Source organism: Micromonospora sp. NPDC005252 (assembly GCF_042872475.1).
Taxonomy (GTDB): domain Bacteria; phylum Actinomycetota; class Actinomycetes; order Mycobacteriales; family Micromonosporaceae; genus Micromonospora.
The window spans coordinates 105,372-121,238 of sequence record NZ_JBIAKN010000012.1 but is presented as its reverse complement, the minus strand read 5'-3'; the positions used below and the strand labels follow the sequence as shown (position 1 = coordinate 121,238).

12 protein-coding genes are annotated in these 15,867 nt (G+C 73.1%); 5 read left to right on the top strand and 7 right to left on the bottom strand.

From position 1 onward, the window contains the following. The first annotated feature begins 3 nt into the window (after positions 1–3). Positions 4–807 (top strand): class I SAM-dependent methyltransferase, encoded by an 804-nt coding sequence (locus ACFYPH_RS26640; RefSeq protein ID WP_387185524.1) that lies wholly within the window; start codon positions 4–6, stop codon positions 805–807. 53 nt (positions 808–860) lie between these two features. On the opposite strand, the gene ACFYPH_RS26635 is transcribed toward ACFYPH_RS26640, so the two are convergent. After that, the gene (locus ACFYPH_RS26635; RefSeq protein WP_387185521.1) at positions 861–1,652 is read right to left on the bottom strand and encodes an SDR family oxidoreductase; all 792 of its coding nucleotides are present in this window, start codon (positions 1,650–1,652) and stop codon (positions 861–863) included. Further along, on the bottom strand, positions 1,649–2,632 hold the full coding sequence (locus ACFYPH_RS26630) for an LLM class F420-dependent oxidoreductase (RefSeq protein ID WP_354858600.1): 984 nt from the start codon (positions 2,630–2,632) through the stop codon (positions 1,649–1,651). Before ACFYPH_RS26630 ends, ACFYPH_RS26635 begins: the two co-directional genes overlap by 4 nt. A gap of 154 nt (positions 2,633–2,786) precedes the next feature. Between ACFYPH_RS26630 and ACFYPH_RS26625 the strand changes: the two genes are divergently transcribed. Next, positions 2,787–4,004, top strand: coding sequence for a low temperature requirement protein A (locus ACFYPH_RS26625; protein WP_354858540.1), 1,218 nt, complete (start codon positions 2,787–2,789; stop codon positions 4,002–4,004). Positions 4,005–4,042: 38 nt separating this feature from the next. After that, a complete protein-coding gene (locus ACFYPH_RS26620; RefSeq protein WP_387185518.1) occupies positions 4,043–4,906 on the top strand; it encodes a DUF1028 domain-containing protein in 864 nt (287 codons plus the stop codon). 116 nt (positions 4,907–5,022) lie between these two features. On the opposite strand, the gene ACFYPH_RS26615 is transcribed toward ACFYPH_RS26620, so the two are convergent. Beyond that, positions 5,023–5,691 (bottom strand): maleylpyruvate isomerase N-terminal domain-containing protein, encoded by a 669-nt coding sequence (locus ACFYPH_RS26615; protein WP_387185516.1) that lies wholly within the window; start codon positions 5,689–5,691, stop codon positions 5,023–5,025. A gap of 8 nt (positions 5,692–5,699) precedes the next feature. Next, positions 5,700–6,587 carry a phosphatase PAP2 family protein gene (locus ACFYPH_RS26610; RefSeq protein WP_354858533.1) on the bottom strand — a complete coding sequence of 296 codons (888 nt, stop codon included), beginning with the start codon at positions 6,585–6,587 and terminating at the stop codon, positions 5,700–5,702. Between the two features lie 83 nt (positions 6,588–6,670). On the opposite strand from ACFYPH_RS26610, the gene ACFYPH_RS26605 reads away from it, so the two are divergent. After that, on the top strand, positions 6,671–7,435 hold the full coding sequence (locus tag ACFYPH_RS26605; protein ID WP_387185512.1) for a DUF3159 domain-containing protein: 765 nt from the start codon (positions 6,671–6,673) through the stop codon (positions 7,433–7,435). A gap of 285 nt (positions 7,436–7,720) precedes the next feature. Here ACFYPH_RS26605 and ACFYPH_RS26600 read toward each other — a convergent pair whose 3' ends face one another. Further along, the gene (locus ACFYPH_RS26600; RefSeq protein ID WP_355066806.1) at positions 7,721–10,627 is read right to left on the bottom strand and encodes a glycoside hydrolase family 48 protein; all 2,907 of its coding nucleotides are present in this window, start codon (positions 10,625–10,627) and stop codon (positions 7,721–7,723) included. A gap of 845 nt (positions 10,628–11,472) precedes the next feature. Between ACFYPH_RS26600 and ACFYPH_RS26595 the strand changes: the two genes are divergently transcribed. Beyond that, a complete protein-coding gene (locus ACFYPH_RS26595) occupies positions 11,473–12,816 on the top strand; it encodes a GH1 family beta-glucosidase (protein WP_354863185.1) in 1,344 nt (447 codons plus the stop codon). A 79-nt stretch (positions 12,817–12,895) separates the two neighbouring features. Here the strand turns inward: ACFYPH_RS26595 and ACFYPH_RS26590 are convergent, their stop codons facing one another. After that, positions 12,896–13,309, bottom strand: a complete 414-nt coding sequence (locus tag ACFYPH_RS26590; protein ID WP_197281421.1) for a roadblock/LC7 domain-containing protein — start codon at positions 13,307–13,309, stop codon at positions 12,896–12,898. A 5-nt stretch (positions 13,310–13,314) separates the two neighbouring features. After that, a complete protein-coding gene (locus tag ACFYPH_RS26585; RefSeq protein ID WP_363939538.1) occupies positions 13,315–15,855 on the bottom strand; it encodes a nitrate- and nitrite sensing domain-containing protein in 2,541 nt (846 codons plus the stop codon). Positions 15,856–15,867: the final 12 nt, after the last annotated feature.

The following is a 15,867-nucleotide window of genomic DNA, read 5'->3' as shown; positions in this document are numbered from 1 at the left end:
GGGGTGGATCAGCACACGAGCGAGATCGTCGACTACTACACGCTGCGCTACCGCGAGGACCAGCGGCTCTCCGCCCGCCCGCAGGCACGACTGGAGTGGATCCGCACGACGCAGCTCCTGCGGGATCTCCTGCCCGGCCCGGGTGCCCGTGTCCTGGACATCGGCGGAGGCACCGGCGAGTACGCGAGGGCCCTCGCCGTTGCCGGCTACGAGGTCCGTCTCGTCGACCTGGTGCCGAGTCACGTCGCGCAGGCACGCGGCGGGCAGCCACCCGTCGAGGCACGGGTCGCCGACGCGCGAGCGCTTCCCGACGCCGACGACGCGTACGACGCCGCGCTGCTCCTGGGGCCGCTCTACCACCTGGTGGACGGCGCCGACCGGCTCCAGGCGCTCCGGGAGGCCGTCCGGGTCACCCGCCCCGGCGGTCTCATCGTGGCGGCCGTCATCTCCCGTTTCGCCGGTCCGCTGGACTTCGCCGCCACCGCACGCCTCGACGAGCGGCTGCTCGACGAGGCCAGGAACCTGCTGACCGACGGCACCAACGATCCACGGACCGGCTTCACCCACGCGTACTTCCATCGGGTCGAGGAGATCACCGACGAGTGTTCGGCGGCAGGGCTGACCGACGTCGTCGTACACGGGGTGGAGGGCCCGGCGTGGACGGCGGCGGAGGCTGCGGCAGGTGGGCCGGCGCAGGACACGGTCTTCTCCGCGGCGTTGGATCTGGCCCGCGTCTACAGCACCGAGCCGGCGCTGATCGGATCGAGCGCGCACCTCCTGGCCGCCGGGCGCGTTCCGGGCCGCTAGGACGTGTGTCAAAGCTTCGGCTCGACGAGGACTTTGACACACGCCCCAGACCGTCAGGCCGTCAGTCGGCGGACCAGCTTGCGGAGGCCGGCCTGCCAGCCGTCCGGGTCCTCGGCGCGGCGGCGGGCGTAGTCGGCGACCTCCGGGTGCGGCAGGATGAGGAACCGCTCCTCGGCCAGCCCGGCGATGGTCGCCTCGGCGACCTGGTCCGGGGTGAGCACCTCTCCGGAGGCGGCGATCACCCGGGCGCCCAGGTGGCCCTCGACGATGCCGTCGGCGAGCATCGGGGTGTCCACACCCTGCGGGCAGAGGGCGCTGACCCGGATGCCCCGGTCCCGGTAGGTGATGGCGAGCCACTCGGCGAAGCCCACCGAGGCGTGCTTCGTCGCGGTGTACGCGGCGTCGCCCACCGCGGTCAGCACGCCCGCCGCCGAGCAGGTGTGCAGCAGGTGGCCGCCGCCGCGGGCGAGCATGCCGGGCAGCACCGCGCGGGCCGAGTAGACGTGGGCGAGCACGTTGACCCGCCACGCGCGATCCCAGGCCGCGTCGTCGACCTCGATTCCCCCGCCGGTGGTCACCCCCGCGTTGGCGCAGAACAGGTCGATGCGGCCGAAGCGCCGTTCGGTGTCGTCGACGAGCGCGCGGACCTGGGCCTCGTCGGTGACGTCGAGGGCGGCGGCGTGCGCCACCGGGCCGATGCCCTCGGCCACGGCATGGGCCGCCTCGGCGTCCAGGTCGGCGACGACCACCGCGGCGGCGCCCTCGGCGGCGAAGCGCCGTGACAGTGCCGCCCCGATGCCGCCGGCGCCGCCGGTGACCACCGCGATCCGGTCGGTCAGATTCACTGGGACGCTCCCACGGGCTCGGTGCCCAACCGGGCGATGAGGGTCATCAGCGCGGCGGCGCTGCCGGCGGTCACCTCGGGGGTGGGCAGCAGCGCGAGGACCGGCACGTCCACGCCGGCGTCGGCGTAGCGGCGGACCTGGGCTCGGCACCGCTCCGGCGAGCCGTGCAGCACCAGGGCGTCGACGACCTCGTCGGGCACCGCCGCGCTGGCGGCACGCCGGTCCCCCGCGGCCCAGGCCTCCCACATCGGCGCCAGCGCCTCGGTGCGGCCGAGCCAGCGATGGAATTCGGCGTACGCCGGCACGGTGAGGTAGCTGGTGATCAGCCGGCGGCCGAGCGTGCGGGCGTACGCGGCGTCCTCGGTGGGGCAGACGAAGATCCGGGCGGCTACCTCAAAGCCGGCACGCCGCTCGCCCAACTCCGCGAGGGTCCGCGGCACGTCCTCGGCGCTGAGCCAGTTGAGGATGACCCCGTCGGCCTCGGCGCCGGCGAGTCGGAGCATGCCCGGGCGCAGCGCGGCGAGCAGGATCGGCGGCGGCACCGCCGGTGGCCGTTCGAGGGTGAACCGGCGCACCGTGAAGGTGTCGTAGACCTCGTCCACCGTCTCACCGCGCAGCGCGGCGCGCAGGAACCGCAGGACGTCGCGGGTACGTCGGAACGGCTCGTCGAACCGCACCGCGTTCCAGTCCCGCACGAGCACCGGCGAGGACGCGCCGATGCCGAGCGCGAACCGGCCCGGGGCCGCCTCGGCGAGCGCCGCCGCGCTCATGGCGAGCAGCCCGGGGCCGCGGGTGAAGACCGGGGTGATCGCGGTGCCCAGCCGCAGCCGCGGCTGCCACGCCGCGGCGAGGGCCAGCGGGGTGAACGCGTCGGTCCCGGCGACCTCGGAGGACCACACGTCGGTGAACCCGGCGCTATCGAGGGTCGCGTAGACCGCCTGGTGATCGGCCAGCGGGATCCCGCCCAACGGCACCGTCATGCCCCATCGATTCGTCACCGATCGATCGTGCCCGTTGACGGGGCCTGCGAGCAAGATCCCCGAAGTGGGCAGAATCGCCGGTTCGCGGCCGCGCGTGCCGGCCGAGGTGCTACGACTTCGAGGTGGACCGGAGCACCGGCGCAGGCCGCTGACCATGGGTTCCAGGGCGGCGGGACACCTGGAGCCGGTCCCGGCGGCGACCGCGCCCGGTCGGGCCACGTTCCTGGAGCTCTTCTTCGACCTGGTCTACGTCTTCGCGCTCACCCGGATCTCCGCGCGTGCGTTCGAGGACCTGACCGAGAGCCCGGCGCAGCTGGGCTGGCCGGCGGTCACCGGCAGCGGCAAGACGCTGCTGTTGCTGCTGGCGCTCTGGGCGGTCTGGCAGGGCACCGCGTGGACGACCAGCCGCTACGACCCGTACCGGGCACCGCTGCAGACCGTGGTGTTGACCGCGCTCGTGGCCAGCATGGTGATGGGGGTCGCGATCCCCCGGGCGTTCAGCGAGACCGGGCTGACGTTCGCGACAGCGTACGTCGTCGCGCAGGTGACCCGGCCGCTGATCCTGTCGATCGCGTTGGGACCGCATCCGTACCGCCGGTTGAAGGTGCGGATGACCGTGGTGTTCGCCGTCAGCGGGGTGTTCTGGATCGGTGGGGCGTTGCTGCCCATCAACGGGCAGGTGATGCTCTGGGCGCTGGCGTTGCTCATCGAGTACCTGGCGGCGCGGTGCGGCTGGCCGGTGCCGGGCCTGGGCCGGTCGACGGTCTCGAAGTGGGAGATCGCCGGGGAGCACCTGGCCGAGCGGTACCAGCAGTTCTTTCTCGTGGCGCTGGGCGAGACGATCCTGGTGGCCGGTTTCGCGTACAGCAAGGGCCCGTACGAGTCGGGGCACGCGTGGGCCTTCGCGCTCTCGGTGGCCACGTCGATCATGCTGTGGCGGATCTACGTCCAGCGCGCCGGGCAGATCCTGGGCGAGGCCGTGATGACGGCCCGCCACCCGGCGAACATCGGCCGCTCGGCGGCCGACACGCACCTGGTGATGGTGGTCGGCCTGGCCGCCACGGCGGTCGGCTACGAGCTGATCATCGATCATCCGCTGGGCCATGCCCCGGGGGCGTGGCTGGCCATGGTGCTCGGCGGACCCGCGCTGTTCCTGGCCGGCCGGGCCCGTTTCGAGTACGAGGTGTTCGGGCGGGTCTCCCCGTCGCGGTGGATCGCCATCCTGGTGCTGGCGGCGGTGGTCGTACCGCTGCTGTTCCTGCCGGGGCTGGCCGCCTTGGCCGCCGGAGTGCTCGTGCTGGGCGGCGTCGCGGTCGCCGACGCCCGCCGGGCGCGGGGCGCGCCGCCGGAGGCCGCCGCGACCCCGTTCTGACCGTCGGCGTACGCCCAACAGCCGGTTAGTCTCGGCGGGTGACCTTCTCCCTCGTCGCCCGCTCCGCCGACGGCCGCCGCCACGGCGTCGTCGTGGCCAGCAAGTTCCTCGCCGCCGGGGCGCTGGTGCCGGCCGCGCAGGCCGAGGTCGGCGCGCTGGCCACCCAGGCGCACGTCAACCTCGCCTACCGCCCGCAGGGGCTGACGCTGCTCCGCACCGGGGTGGCCGCCGCCGACGTGGTGGCCGGCCTGATCGCCGCCGACGCCGAGCGGGAGCACCGGCAACTCGGCGTGGTGGGCGTCAGCGGCCCGGGTGCGAGCTGGACCGGCCCGGCCTGCCACCCGTGGGCCGGCGGGCGGACCGGCGACGGCTGGGCCGCGCAGGGCAACGTCCTCACCGGCCCGGAGGTCGTCGACGCGCTGGGCGACGCGTGGCTGGCCTCCTCGGCGCTGCCGTTCGCCGAGCGGCTGGTCGCGGCGCTGCGCGCCGGTGACGAGGCCGGCGGGGACCGGCGCGGCCGGCAGAGCGCCGGCCTGCTGGTGGTCGAGCGCGGCGGAGGGTACGGCGGCACCAGCGACGTGCTGATCGACCTGCGGGTGGACGACCATCCGGACCCGGTCACCGAGCTGGGTCGGCTGCTGGCCGTGCACACCATGCTGTTCAGTCGGCCCGACCCGGCGACCCTGCTCGACCTGAGCGGCGCGGTCGCCGACGAGGTGGCGACGTTGCTCACCGCGCTCGGTCACCCGGTCGGCGACGCCGGGACGGAGGCGGCGCTGGTCTCCTGGGCAGGGCTGGAGAACCTGGAGGAGCGGTTGGTGCCGGGGCGCATCGACCCGGTGGTGCTCACGCACCTGCGGGGCGTCGCCCCGCACGTTCCCGCGCCCCGACCGGCGGGCTGACCGACCGGGCCGGCCCCGCACGTTCCCGCGCCTCGTCCGGCGGGCTGACCGGCCGGGGCGGCGTCAGCGGCACCCGGTGACGGGCCAGCGCGGGCGACTCGCGACGGCGGTCGGGGTCAGCGGCCGAAGGCGAGCCAGCGGAAACCGGCGGCGTCGATCGCGGCCCGTTCCGGGACGGTCAGTGCCGCACGGCCGGTGGTCTTGCGGATCAGGGTCAGCCGGTCCCAGCCCAACGCGGCCGGTGCGGGTCGCCCTGCGGTGAGCAGTTGGGCGATCACCGCGGCCGCACGCGGGGTGAGCCACGGCGGGCGGTCCAGCGCCGCCGCCAGGTCCAGGCCGTGCACGCCCACCTCGACCACCCGGGTCCGCAGGAACTCGGTGAGGAGCATCGCGTCGCCGTGCCGGGTCCGGACCACCCGATCGGGCGGGGCCACGGCGACCGCCGCGTCGGCGGCCCGCCAGGCCCGCTCGAACCCGGTCGCCAACGCCTCCCGGTGCACCTGCCGCGCGTCGCGGCGGCCGCCGGCGATGCGGTCGGCGTCCACCTGCGGGGTGAACTTCGCCGCGCCGAAATACCGGGCGGCGTCCACCTCGGCGCGCGGCGGGGCGGGGGCGGCGAGCATGTCGGCCAGCCGTCCGGCGCCGGTGCGCACGTGCGCGAGCAACTCCCGGACGGTCCACGGCGGGCAGGGGGTGGGCCGGTCGAGGTCGACGGCGTCCACCTCGGCCAGGATCTCGGTGAGCCGTACGCACTCGGCACGGAACGCCGCGCGAACCGGGTCCACCGGTCGGCTCAACCCTTGACCCGGGGCACCAGCCGGTGAACGACGGTCAGCACCAGCGCCATCACCAGCGCCATTGTGCCGGCGATGCCGGCGGCGCTGCCCGCGTACCCGACGAAGAGCGGGCGGCGGCTCAACTCCTCCGGGCCGGTCCCGCGCAGGTCCACCAGCCAGGTGAGGGCCAGTCCGGAGGCGATCAGGGCGAGCACGCCGGCCACACCGAGCACGACCGCGGCGACGCGGTGGGCGTCACCGGGCGCGATCTGGGCCTGCTCGCGTTGGGTGATCAGCAGGACCAGTCCCGCCAGCGCCGCCCAGACGCCCACCACCAGGTAGGCGGCGACCGCGTCGCTGGGTCGGTGCCAACCGGCGGACAGGGTCGCCACCCCGGCGATGGCGGCGTAACTCGCGCCGACGAAGGCGCCGACGGCCCGCACCTTGGGCGGCAGGACGAGCATGAGCGCGACCGCCACCGACGCGGCCACGGCGGTGTGCCCACTGGGGAGGCTGTTGCCCACCGCGGCGCGCTCCGGGTCGAGGCCGAGGTCGGGCCGGCTCAGGCCGTACTTGAGCAGTTGGGTGGAGACGTTCGCCCCGGCGATGAGCAGGGTCGCGGTGACGGCCAGGGCGATCCGCCCCCGGATGAGCGCGATGAAGCCGATCATCGCGGTGGCGGCGAGCAGGGAGACCACCGACATCGCGTTGAGGATCCGGTCCACCGGCCCGTCGATGCGGTCGTGGCCGATCTCGTTGCCGGTCAGGGCGACCGTGTCGACCCACTGACCGATCTCGGTGTGCACGGCCACCCGCCAGACGGCAAGGAAGGCGGCCGCCTGGACGAGCGCCAGTACGACCAACCAGACCGCGGTCCAACCCCGTGCCGTCGCGCGCATCCGCACACCGTAGCGGCCGGCGCCGGCCGGTCGGCCGGTGGCCCACCGGCTCCCGGCGGTTAGGTTGAGGCGGAGGCGAGGAGGTGGCGGTGGGCGGCACACCGGAGCGGGAGTCCGGCCAGGTCGAGCCCGGCCCGGACCGGGCGACGACGGCCGGTCGGCAGGCCGGCGGAGCGGCCCCGGCCGAGTCCCTGGCGGACCTGCTGGGTGGGCGGCGGGGAGCGGTGGACGCCACCCTGCCGCCGGTGGCGTTCGCGCTGGGCTGGCTGATCGGCGGCGAGTCGCTGTGGGCCGGGGTGGGCGCGGCGCTCGCCGTGGGCGTCGTGGTGGCCGGCGTACGGCTGCGGCGGGGCGACCGGCCGCGCTCAGTGCTGATCGGGCTGCTCGCCGTCTGCGTCGCGGCGCTGATCGCGGTGCGGACCGGCCGGGCCGAGAATTTCTTTCTGATCCAGTTGCTGTCGAACGCCGCCAGCGCGCTGGCCTGGGCCGTGAGCATCGTGGTGCGCTGGCCGCTGCTGGGCGTGCTGGTCGGCGCGGCGCTGGGCCAGCGGGCCCGGTGGCGGCGGGATCCGGCGCTGCTGCGCGGGTACGGCCGGGCGAGTTGGGTGTGGACGGCGACCTATGTGGTGCGGGTGGCGGTGTTCGTCCCGCTGTACCTGAGTGGGCAGGTGCTCGCGCTCGTGGTGGCCCGGATCGCGTTGACCTGGCCGCTGGTCGCGGCGGCACTCGCGGTGAGTTGGGTGGTGCTGCGCCGGTCGTTGCCGACCGGGCACCCGGGGCTGCGTCACCCGGTCACCGGCGACCCGGACATCCGGCCCGACGAGCCGGCCGGGAAGGGGCCCCGGCGGGCATAAAAAGTGGAGAGGCCGCCACGGGGGGAGCGGCCTCTCCGGTGACGTACGTTACTCCGTCATCCTCATTGGTGTGATCCCGCGACAGCCCGAATTTCTGGGCTTTTTCGCGGCAGTCTTCAGTCCGGGCGGTGGGGTGGGCCGGTCGACCCGCTGCGTTGGCCAGATGACCGGCCCACCCCGGCCTGACCGTGGGTGTCAGGCCGTCCGCCGGCCGGGTCCCATCGTTCCCCCGGACCCGGCCGAACCCCGGGGTGGGCGGGGCACTCCACCCACCCCGGGTGGCTCTCAGCCGTTCGGGAACAGGGTCCCGTAGTCGGCGTACGCCATGGCCACGTCGGCCTGCGCCCAGAAGCGGTGGTAGTTGAAGCTGGGCTCCGCACCACCGTTCAGGTACGCCTGCACCTTGGGCCAGTCCGGGTCGTTCTTGTAGAAGGACCGGATGTCGAGGAAGCTCTTGCCGGCGGCGATGGCGTCGCCGTTGGGCATCTTCCCGGTCCAGCCCGGCGGGACGTAGAGGCCCTGCCCGGTGGACGCGTCGTAGGTGTCGTCGAAGCGCTTGTAGTCGCCACGCGTCTCGGTGGTGGAGACGCCCTTCGCGTCACTGGCGGCGTCGAGCGCGTCCAGCAGGCCCTTGGCGGTGGTCTTCGCCGCCGCGTTGCCCGACTTGGCCGCGTACGCGATCAGGGTCCGGGCGTAGGAGGCGGCGACGCCGACGTCCTGGCCCTTGCTGATCACCTCGACGTGCAGGTTGGTGTTGGGCTGCGGGCTGGACGGGTTCCAGGTGATCGGCTGACCGGTCCACTTCATGTCCGACGGGATCGACCAGTTGGTGCCGACCGTCGTGTTGGCGATCGCCCACGGCACCCACTTGTCCAGCAGCGCCTTGGCCTTCGCGTTGCCGGTCTGCAGGTACAGCTCGGCGACCCGCTGCATCGACCACGCCTGCATGCCGAACCACTGGTTCGACGGCGGGTCGTTGTAGACCGGGTCGACGTCGTAGAACATGCCGTAGAAGGTGCTGGTGCCCGACGGCGGCTGGGCGTAGCTGCCGTCCCAGCTGTTGGTCGCGCCGCCGGCGATGCCGCCCTCGGACGACTGCAGCCAGGTGTAGAACTCCAGCTGCCGGTCGAAGCTCTTGGTCCAGTCGGCGACCGCGGTCGACGACTGCGGCTTGAGCTCCGGCGTGTTGGTCAGCGCCCAGGCCGCGAACGGGTTCTGGTAGCCGAAGTGGTTGTGGCTGGACCCGATTCGCCAGGACCAGTTCTGGCTGGTGTCGTACGCGCCGCCCCAGGCGTAGTACCAGGACAGCAGGTAGTGCGCCGAGTCCTTGCCGCTGCCGGCGGGGCAGGTGCTGGCCCCGACGCAGTTGCCGATCTTCTTGAAGTACTTGTCGAACATCGCGTACCGCAGGTAGTCGCCCATCTTGGCGGCCTTGGCCACGGTGGCGGCGACGTCGGCCTGCTTGCCCTGCGCCTTGGCCCAGGTCAGCGCCCAGTACGCGGCCTGCACGGCACGGGCGTCGGCGTCCGGGGCGTTGGTGTACTTCCACTGCTTGGCGGGAGTGCCGGTGTCCTTGACGAACAGGTCGAGGTAGCCGTACTGACCGCCGTGCTTGAAGGTGTCGCAGGACGGCTGCGGGACGGTCTCCCACACCGACTCCTGGGTGCCCCGCTGGAAGGTGTTGATGTACGCCGGCTTGGTGGTGCCGTCACCGCAGCGGCCGAAGCCGTAGGTGTTGTCGACGTCCATCAACCAGTGCATGCCGTAGATGTCGCCGGTGCCGTAGGTGGACTGGAGCTCCGAGCGGAGCGGGTCCTGCCCGACGGAGATGTTCGGGTTCAGCGCCGAGGGGTACTGGCTGGGCAGGTTGTACTCCGCGGCGTACTGCGGTGTGCCGGCGGAGCCCGCGGTGGGCTGGTCGGCGTGCGACGGGATGATGTACTTCTCCATCACCGTCCAGGCGTTGTTGAACGGCGCCCAGTTCTGGGTGACGCGGCCGTACTGGGCCTCCAGCCAGATCCAGAAGCTGAACGCCTCCGAGGTGGTCTCGTGGCCGTAGTCCGGCGCCTCGACGATCAGCGTCTCGACCGAGTGGTACGGCACGCCCTCGGGGCTGAAGTAGCCCGAGTTCTTGATCTTGCCGTACTGGGCGAGGAACTTCTTGATGTAGGCGTTGTCGCCGCCGGGGGTGTCGTTGTCGATCTCGGTGGCGGTGACCGCCAGGGGTGCGAGACCGGTGGCGGACGCGGTGATGGTGGCGGTGCCGCCGACGGTGTCGGTGTCCTCCGCCGCGGCGACCGTGACGGTGACCCCGGTGTTCCAGTTGCTCGGGGTCAGGGTGACGGTGCTCGGCGAGACCGTGACGTCGGTGTCTCCGCTGCGGGTGAGGGTGACCGGCACGCTGGCCGTCGGCGCGGCGCTGAGCTTGAGGTTGAAGGTGGTCGTGCCACCCTCGTTGACGCTCACCGCGGACGGCGTGGCGATCAGCGTCGGGCCGCTGGCGGCGCCGACGGTGAACGCCTTCTCGGCGACCCCGATGCCGTTGGCGTTGTCGTACGCCTTGGCCTGCACCGTGTAGTTGCCGGCCGGCAGGTCCTCCTGCGTGTACGTGTACGGCGCGGTGGTGTCGGTGTTGATCAGCAGGCCGTTGCGGTAGAACTCGACCTTGCTGATCGTCCCGTCCGGGTCGCTGGCCGTGGCGGTCAGCGGCACGTCGGCCGGGGCGGTGAACGGCCCGCTCGGCAGGGCGAGGGAGACCGTCGGCGGCTGGTTGGCCGGGGTGCCGTTGCAGGAGGTGCCGTTCAGGGTGAACGAGGTGGGCTTCGGGTTGCTGCCCGAGTAGGACCCGTTGAAGCCGATGGTGGTGGAAGCCCCGGTGCCGAGGTTGCCGTTGTACGACTCGTTGGTCGCGGTGACCTCACTGCCGGACTGGCTGAACCTGGCCGACCAGCCCTGGGTGACGCGCTGGCTGCTGTTCGGGAAGGTCCACTTGAGCGTCCAGTTGCTGACCGCGTCGCCCAGGTTCTTGATGGTCACGTTGGCGGTGAAGCCGGTGTTCCAGTCGTTGGTCGCGTAGACCACGTCGCAGGCGGGTGCGGCCTGCGCGGCGCCGGCGGGCAGGGTCACCCCGCCGATGGCGAGCGCGGCGGCGGCGAGGATCGCCACTCGGCGGCGTCGTGCCAGTTGTCTCATGTGCGCGGTGTCTCCTCGGACCAGGCCGGGATGATCCCCGGCGAGGCGCCTGCCCGCGGGTGTGGTGGTACGCGGGGGATTCGAGGCGCCGGGAAGGTGGTTGCCCCGGGCCCGGCCGGGGTGCGGCGGTGCGGCCCGCGCGGGAGGGGGTCCCGCCGGCTGCGCTCGGGTGCCGTGACCGGAAGTCGTGCTGCCGGCTGCCCTCGGCGGACCCGCGCCCACGCGATCTGGCTCCTGTCGCGTTGAATCGACAGTGTGCCATGGAAGCGCTCCCACAACAAGCGCACAGGGGACGGGATCACCCAGTTGTTTCGATCTCGTTTTGGGTCTTTCACAAAGGCGTGACGGGCGTTACAGTCGCAACATCGGTCGATGGGAGCGCTTCCATCGACAAAGGTTCCAACTGGAAGATCACCGGGACCGTCCTCGTGGCGGGCCCCGGGGAACCAACCCGAAGGCCGACGGCGGGCCAGCCCGGACGCCGCCGTCAGCCATCATCCCGCCACAGGGAGGGAGGTGGAACCAGAGCCACTCGCGTGGCCCGGCTCCCGCGCGACACGCACGGCAGGACCCAAATTCCGCCCGTGTGTGTGCAGTTACGGTGGGGACGGGGGTTGCCCTCCCCCGTCCCCACACTAAACCCCCGTACACAATGGGAAAAGAGGCCGACGGGACAGGCGCCAAGCGCCGCCCGGTCGGCCTCGTTCGCTGTCCGGGGCCCTCACCCGCCTCGACCCGCCATGTCCGGCCGCCGTGACGGCCGGCTCACGGGGCCGGCCGCTCCTGGCCTATTCTGGGAGCGCTCCCGAATCTCGGCGGCGGCCCCGTATCCACGAGGAGAATCCATGTCGATACCTACCGGGCCCGCCGGCCCGCTGCGCTTTCCCCGCGACTTCGGCTGGGGCGCGGCCACCTCCGCTTACCAGATCGAGGGCGCAACCAAGGAGGACGGCCGCGGCGAGTCGGTCTGGGACACCTTCAGTCGTGTCCCCGGGCGTACCCGCAACGGCGACACCGGCGACGTGGCCGCGGACCACTACCACCGGTACGCCGAAGACCTCGACCTGATGCGCGACCTGGGTCTGCGCAGCTACCGCTTCTCCATCTCCTGGCCCCGCGTTCAGCCCGACGGCACCGGCGCGCCCAACCAGCGCGGGCTCGACTTCTACCGCCGCCTCCTCGACGGCCTGCACGAGCGCGGCATCGCCCCGATGGCCACCCTGTTCCACTGGGACCTGCCGCAGGCGTTGCAGGACGCCGACGGCTGGGAGTCCCGCGACACCGCCCACCGCTTCGCCGACTACGCCGACGCGGTGTTCACCGCCCTCGGTGACCGGGTGCCGGTCTGGCTCACCATCAACGAGCCCAAGACCGTCGTCCAGAACGGCTATCTCATGGGCCACCACGCGCCCGGCCGGCAGGACCCGGACGCCGCCTACCTCGTCGCCCACCACCTGCAACTGGCCCACGGCCTCGCGGTCCGCGCGCTGCGCGCCGCCAACGGCACCGGCCGGATCGGCCCCGCGCTCAACCTGCACCCCTGCTACCCCACCGACGACTCCCCCGAGGCCGGCGCCGCCGCCCAGCTCTACGACGGCTACGAGAACCGCCTCTACCTCGACTCGCTGCTCAAGGGCAGCTACCCGCAGGACGTGCTGGCCGACCTGGGCCCGCAGAGCCGGATGGTTCGCGGCATCCGCGACGGCGACCTGGCGGTGATCTCGTCGCCGGTCGACCTGCTGGCCGTGCAGTACTACACGCCCATCTACGTCACGGCCGACGGCAGCACCGAACACCGGTGGCCGACCTCCGAGGCCGGTTGGCAGCAGATCTACCCCGACGGGATGTACGACATCCTGACCCGGGTCACCCGCGACTACGGCCCGATCCCGCTCACCGTCACCGAGAACGGCCTGCCCACCCCCGACACCCTGGCCGCCGACGACACCGTCGACGACAGCGGCCGGATCACCTTCCTGCGCGACCACCTGGCCGCCGCGCACCGCGCCATCAGCGCCGGAGTGCCGCTGGAGAGCTTCCACGTGTGGTCGATGCTCGACAACTTCGAGTGGGACGAAGGGTACGACCAACGCTGGGGCCTGGTCTACGTGGACTACGCCACCCAGCGCCGGGTGCTCAAGCGCAGCGCCCACTGGTACCGCTCCGTCATCGCCGAGGGCGGTTTCTGAGCGGGCCGCCCGGACGGCCGGGCCCGGACGGCTCGGCTCCGGGTGAGCCGGTGACCGTCCGGGTCACGGTCGGCAACGTTCAGCGGGGCAGCGCCTGCTGCAACTCCGCCCGCAGGGCAGGGGTGAGCATCTCCCCCGCCTGCTTCGCCAGCCGGGCCATCTCGTAGCCCACCACGCCGATGTCCGCGTCGCCGGCCGCGAGCGTGGCCAGGATCGATCCGTCGCGCACCTGCATCACGAGGAAGTAGCCCCGGCCCATCTCGACCACCGTTTGCTTGACGATGTCGCCGTCGAACATCTGCGCCGCGCCCGCCGTGATGCTCATCAGCCCGGACGTCACCGCGGCGAGCTTGTCCGCGTGGTCGCGGGGCAGATGGTCGGAGATCGCCACCAGCAGCCCGTCGGAGGAGACCACCACCGCGTGCGCCACACCCGGCACCCGCTCTGCGAACGCGCTCACCAGCCAGCTCAGGTCACGTGCCTCCTGGCTCAACGTCGTCACTGTCGTCGTCCTCCTTCGTCGTGCCCCCACGAGGGTGGCACCGATATCTCGGTGGTGTCCTCGGCCTCGGCACGCCGTACCCCGCTGTAGAGCCGGGAAAGCATGCCGCCGACCGCCTCCGGGTCCAGTTCGGCGCGCGCCGGCGCCGACTCCGGCTGGGCCGGGCGGGTGACCGCGGAGAGTTGCGCCATCGGCACGCGTACCGGCAGGCCCCGCTCGTTCGTGCCGGCCGTCACCGGAGTGGCGGGCGGCGCGGCCGGGCCGGGGGCCGCCGCCCCGGTCGGCCCCTGCCGGGACCACCAGCCGCCGCCGTCATCGGGGGCGGCCGGAGCCAACACGTCCTCGGCTCGTACCGGCACGGAGCGGGTCTGGCGCGGCACGGTGGCAGCCGGCGGGCGACCGGCCACCGGCAGGTCCAGCGGCGCGACGGCCGGCCCACGGGCACCAGCCGACCGGGGCGCCCCCGCCATCCGCTGCGCCGCGGCGCCCCGCGCCGCACTCGCCGCCAGCATCCGGGCCGGCGCCGGCGGATCCAGCTCCACCGCACCGGCCGGAGCCAGCAGGGCGGCCGGCAGCACCAGCCGCGCGACCAGGCCGCTCTGGCGTGCGTCGAGCTGCACGCGCACGCCCAGCCGGCTCGCCAGGTGGCTGACCACGAACAGGCCCATCCGCTCGACCGCCGCGACGTCCGCGGCCGGCGGGCTGGCCAGCACCGCGTTCGCCTCGGCCAGCGCGGTCGGGCTCATGCCCAGGCCGTCGTCCACGATCTCGATCAACGCGCCCGACGCCTCGACCCGGGCGGTCACCAGCACGACCGTGTCCGGACGGGAGAACGCGGTCGCGTTCTCCAGCAGCTCGGCCAGCATGTGCACCAGTTCCCCGACCGCGTGCCCCACCACGTTGACCTCGCCCACCGAATCCAGCCGGACCCGCTGGTACTGCTCGATCTCGGCGGCGGCGGCCAGCAGCACGGTGCCGAGACCCACCGGACGGTTCCACCGACGGGTGGAGTCCGTACCGGCGAGCACCAGCAGGCTCTCGTCGTTACGGCGCATCCGGGCGGCCAGGTGGTCGAGTTTGAACAGGTTGCCGAGCTGGTCCGGGTCGCTCTCCTCGCGCTCCAGGTCGTCGAGCAGCTCCAGTTGGCGCTCCACCAGCACCTGGCTGCGGCGGGCCAGGTTGACGAACATCGCATTGACGTTGCGACGCATCAGCGCCTGCTCGACGGCGACGGTCACGGCGCTGCGGTGCACCGCGACGAACGCCTCCGCCAGCTCACCGATCTCGTCGAGCGAACGGACCACAGCCGGCGCGACGTCGATGCTCGGCACCCCGCCGGTGACGGTCCGCAGCCGATCCAGCGCGTCCGGCAGCTCGACCTGCGCGATGCGCAGCGCCTGGCTGCGCAGCAGCCGCATCGACCGGGCGACCGACCGCCCCACCAGCAGTGAGATCAGCAGGGCGACCAGCAGCACGGCGACGACACCGCCGACCACCAGCAGGGTGGCCCGCAACTGGCCGCTGCTGGCGTCGTCGGCCTGGCGCACCGCGTCGTCCAGCACCCCCGCCTCGACCTGGCGCAGCAACTCCTGGCGCTGTTGGCTGGCCGACCACCACTGCTCCGACGGCAGCACCTCGGGCGCGGCGTTCCCGGCCGGCAGGCTGCGCTCCTCCAGCTGGGTGGCGACCAGGAACAGCGGGTTCACCGAGGTCTCGTCGTACCGGCGGATCTGATCCGTGGTGGCGGCCACCCGGAACGCGCCGAGGGCGGTCAACTGCTGGGCGCGCAGGTCGGTGAGGACCACCCGGTCCTCCGTGCCGTACCGGCCGGCGCGGGCGGCGGCGTAGAGCTGGGCGCGGACGCGGGAGGAGAGCTCCTTGACCCGGGCCAGCTGCACGTAGCGCAGCACCGAGTCGCTCAGCGCCGCCCGGTCCTGACCCGGCGTCGGCTCGGCGAGCAGGTCCAGCAGCGCACCCACGGCCCGGTGGTAGTTGCTCAGGATGGTGTCGTTGCTGAGCACCGCCGGCGGGATCGCCGGCCGGATGTCGATCACCTGGTCGTACGCCTCCTGCGCCTCGGAGAAGGCCACCCGCCAGGACGCGTCGGCATCGGCCAGCGGCCCGGCCGCCCGGCTCAGGTCGGCCATCGCCCGGTCGGAGGCCGCCTGCAACGGTCGCAGCGCGGTGGCGGCGGCCTGCCGGTCGCCACCGCGGCGCAGCTCGCCCAGCTCACCCGCCGAACGGTCCCGCTCCTGTTGGAGCTGGTGCACCACTGCGGTGATCTGCCGGCCGATGCCGACCTGCCGGGAGAAGTCGTTCAGCGCGGTCGTCCGTCCGACCAGGGCGCTGGTCTGCACGCCCGCGAGCACCAGGAACGCCACCGACGGCACCACCAGCACGGTGGCCAGCTTGGTGCTCATCCGCCAGTCCCGCAGCCGGAACGGCGAGCGGCGTCGATGCGGAACGACGCGGACGTCGAAGCGTCGCCGGCGGTGGTTCGACACCCCGCCGGTCGCCGGATCGGGACCTCCCGCCACCCTGCCTCCTCC

Coding starts and splice junctions, on each gene's coding strand:
- ACFYPH_RS26630 (WP_354858600.1), bottom strand. CDS start 2,632: ATGACGGTGCCGTTGGGCGGGATCCCGCTGGCCGATCACCAGGCGGTC.
- ACFYPH_RS26625 (WP_354858540.1), top strand. CDS start 2,787: ATGGGTTCCAGGGCGGCGGGACACCTGGAGCCGGTCCCGGCGGCGACC.
- ACFYPH_RS26600 (WP_355066806.1), bottom strand. CDS start 10,627: ATGAGACAACTGGCACGACGCCGCCGAGTGGCGATCCTCGCCGCCGCC.
- ACFYPH_RS26595 (WP_354863185.1), top strand. CDS start 11,473: ATGTCGATACCTACCGGGCCCGCCGGCCCGCTGCGCTTTCCCCGCGAC.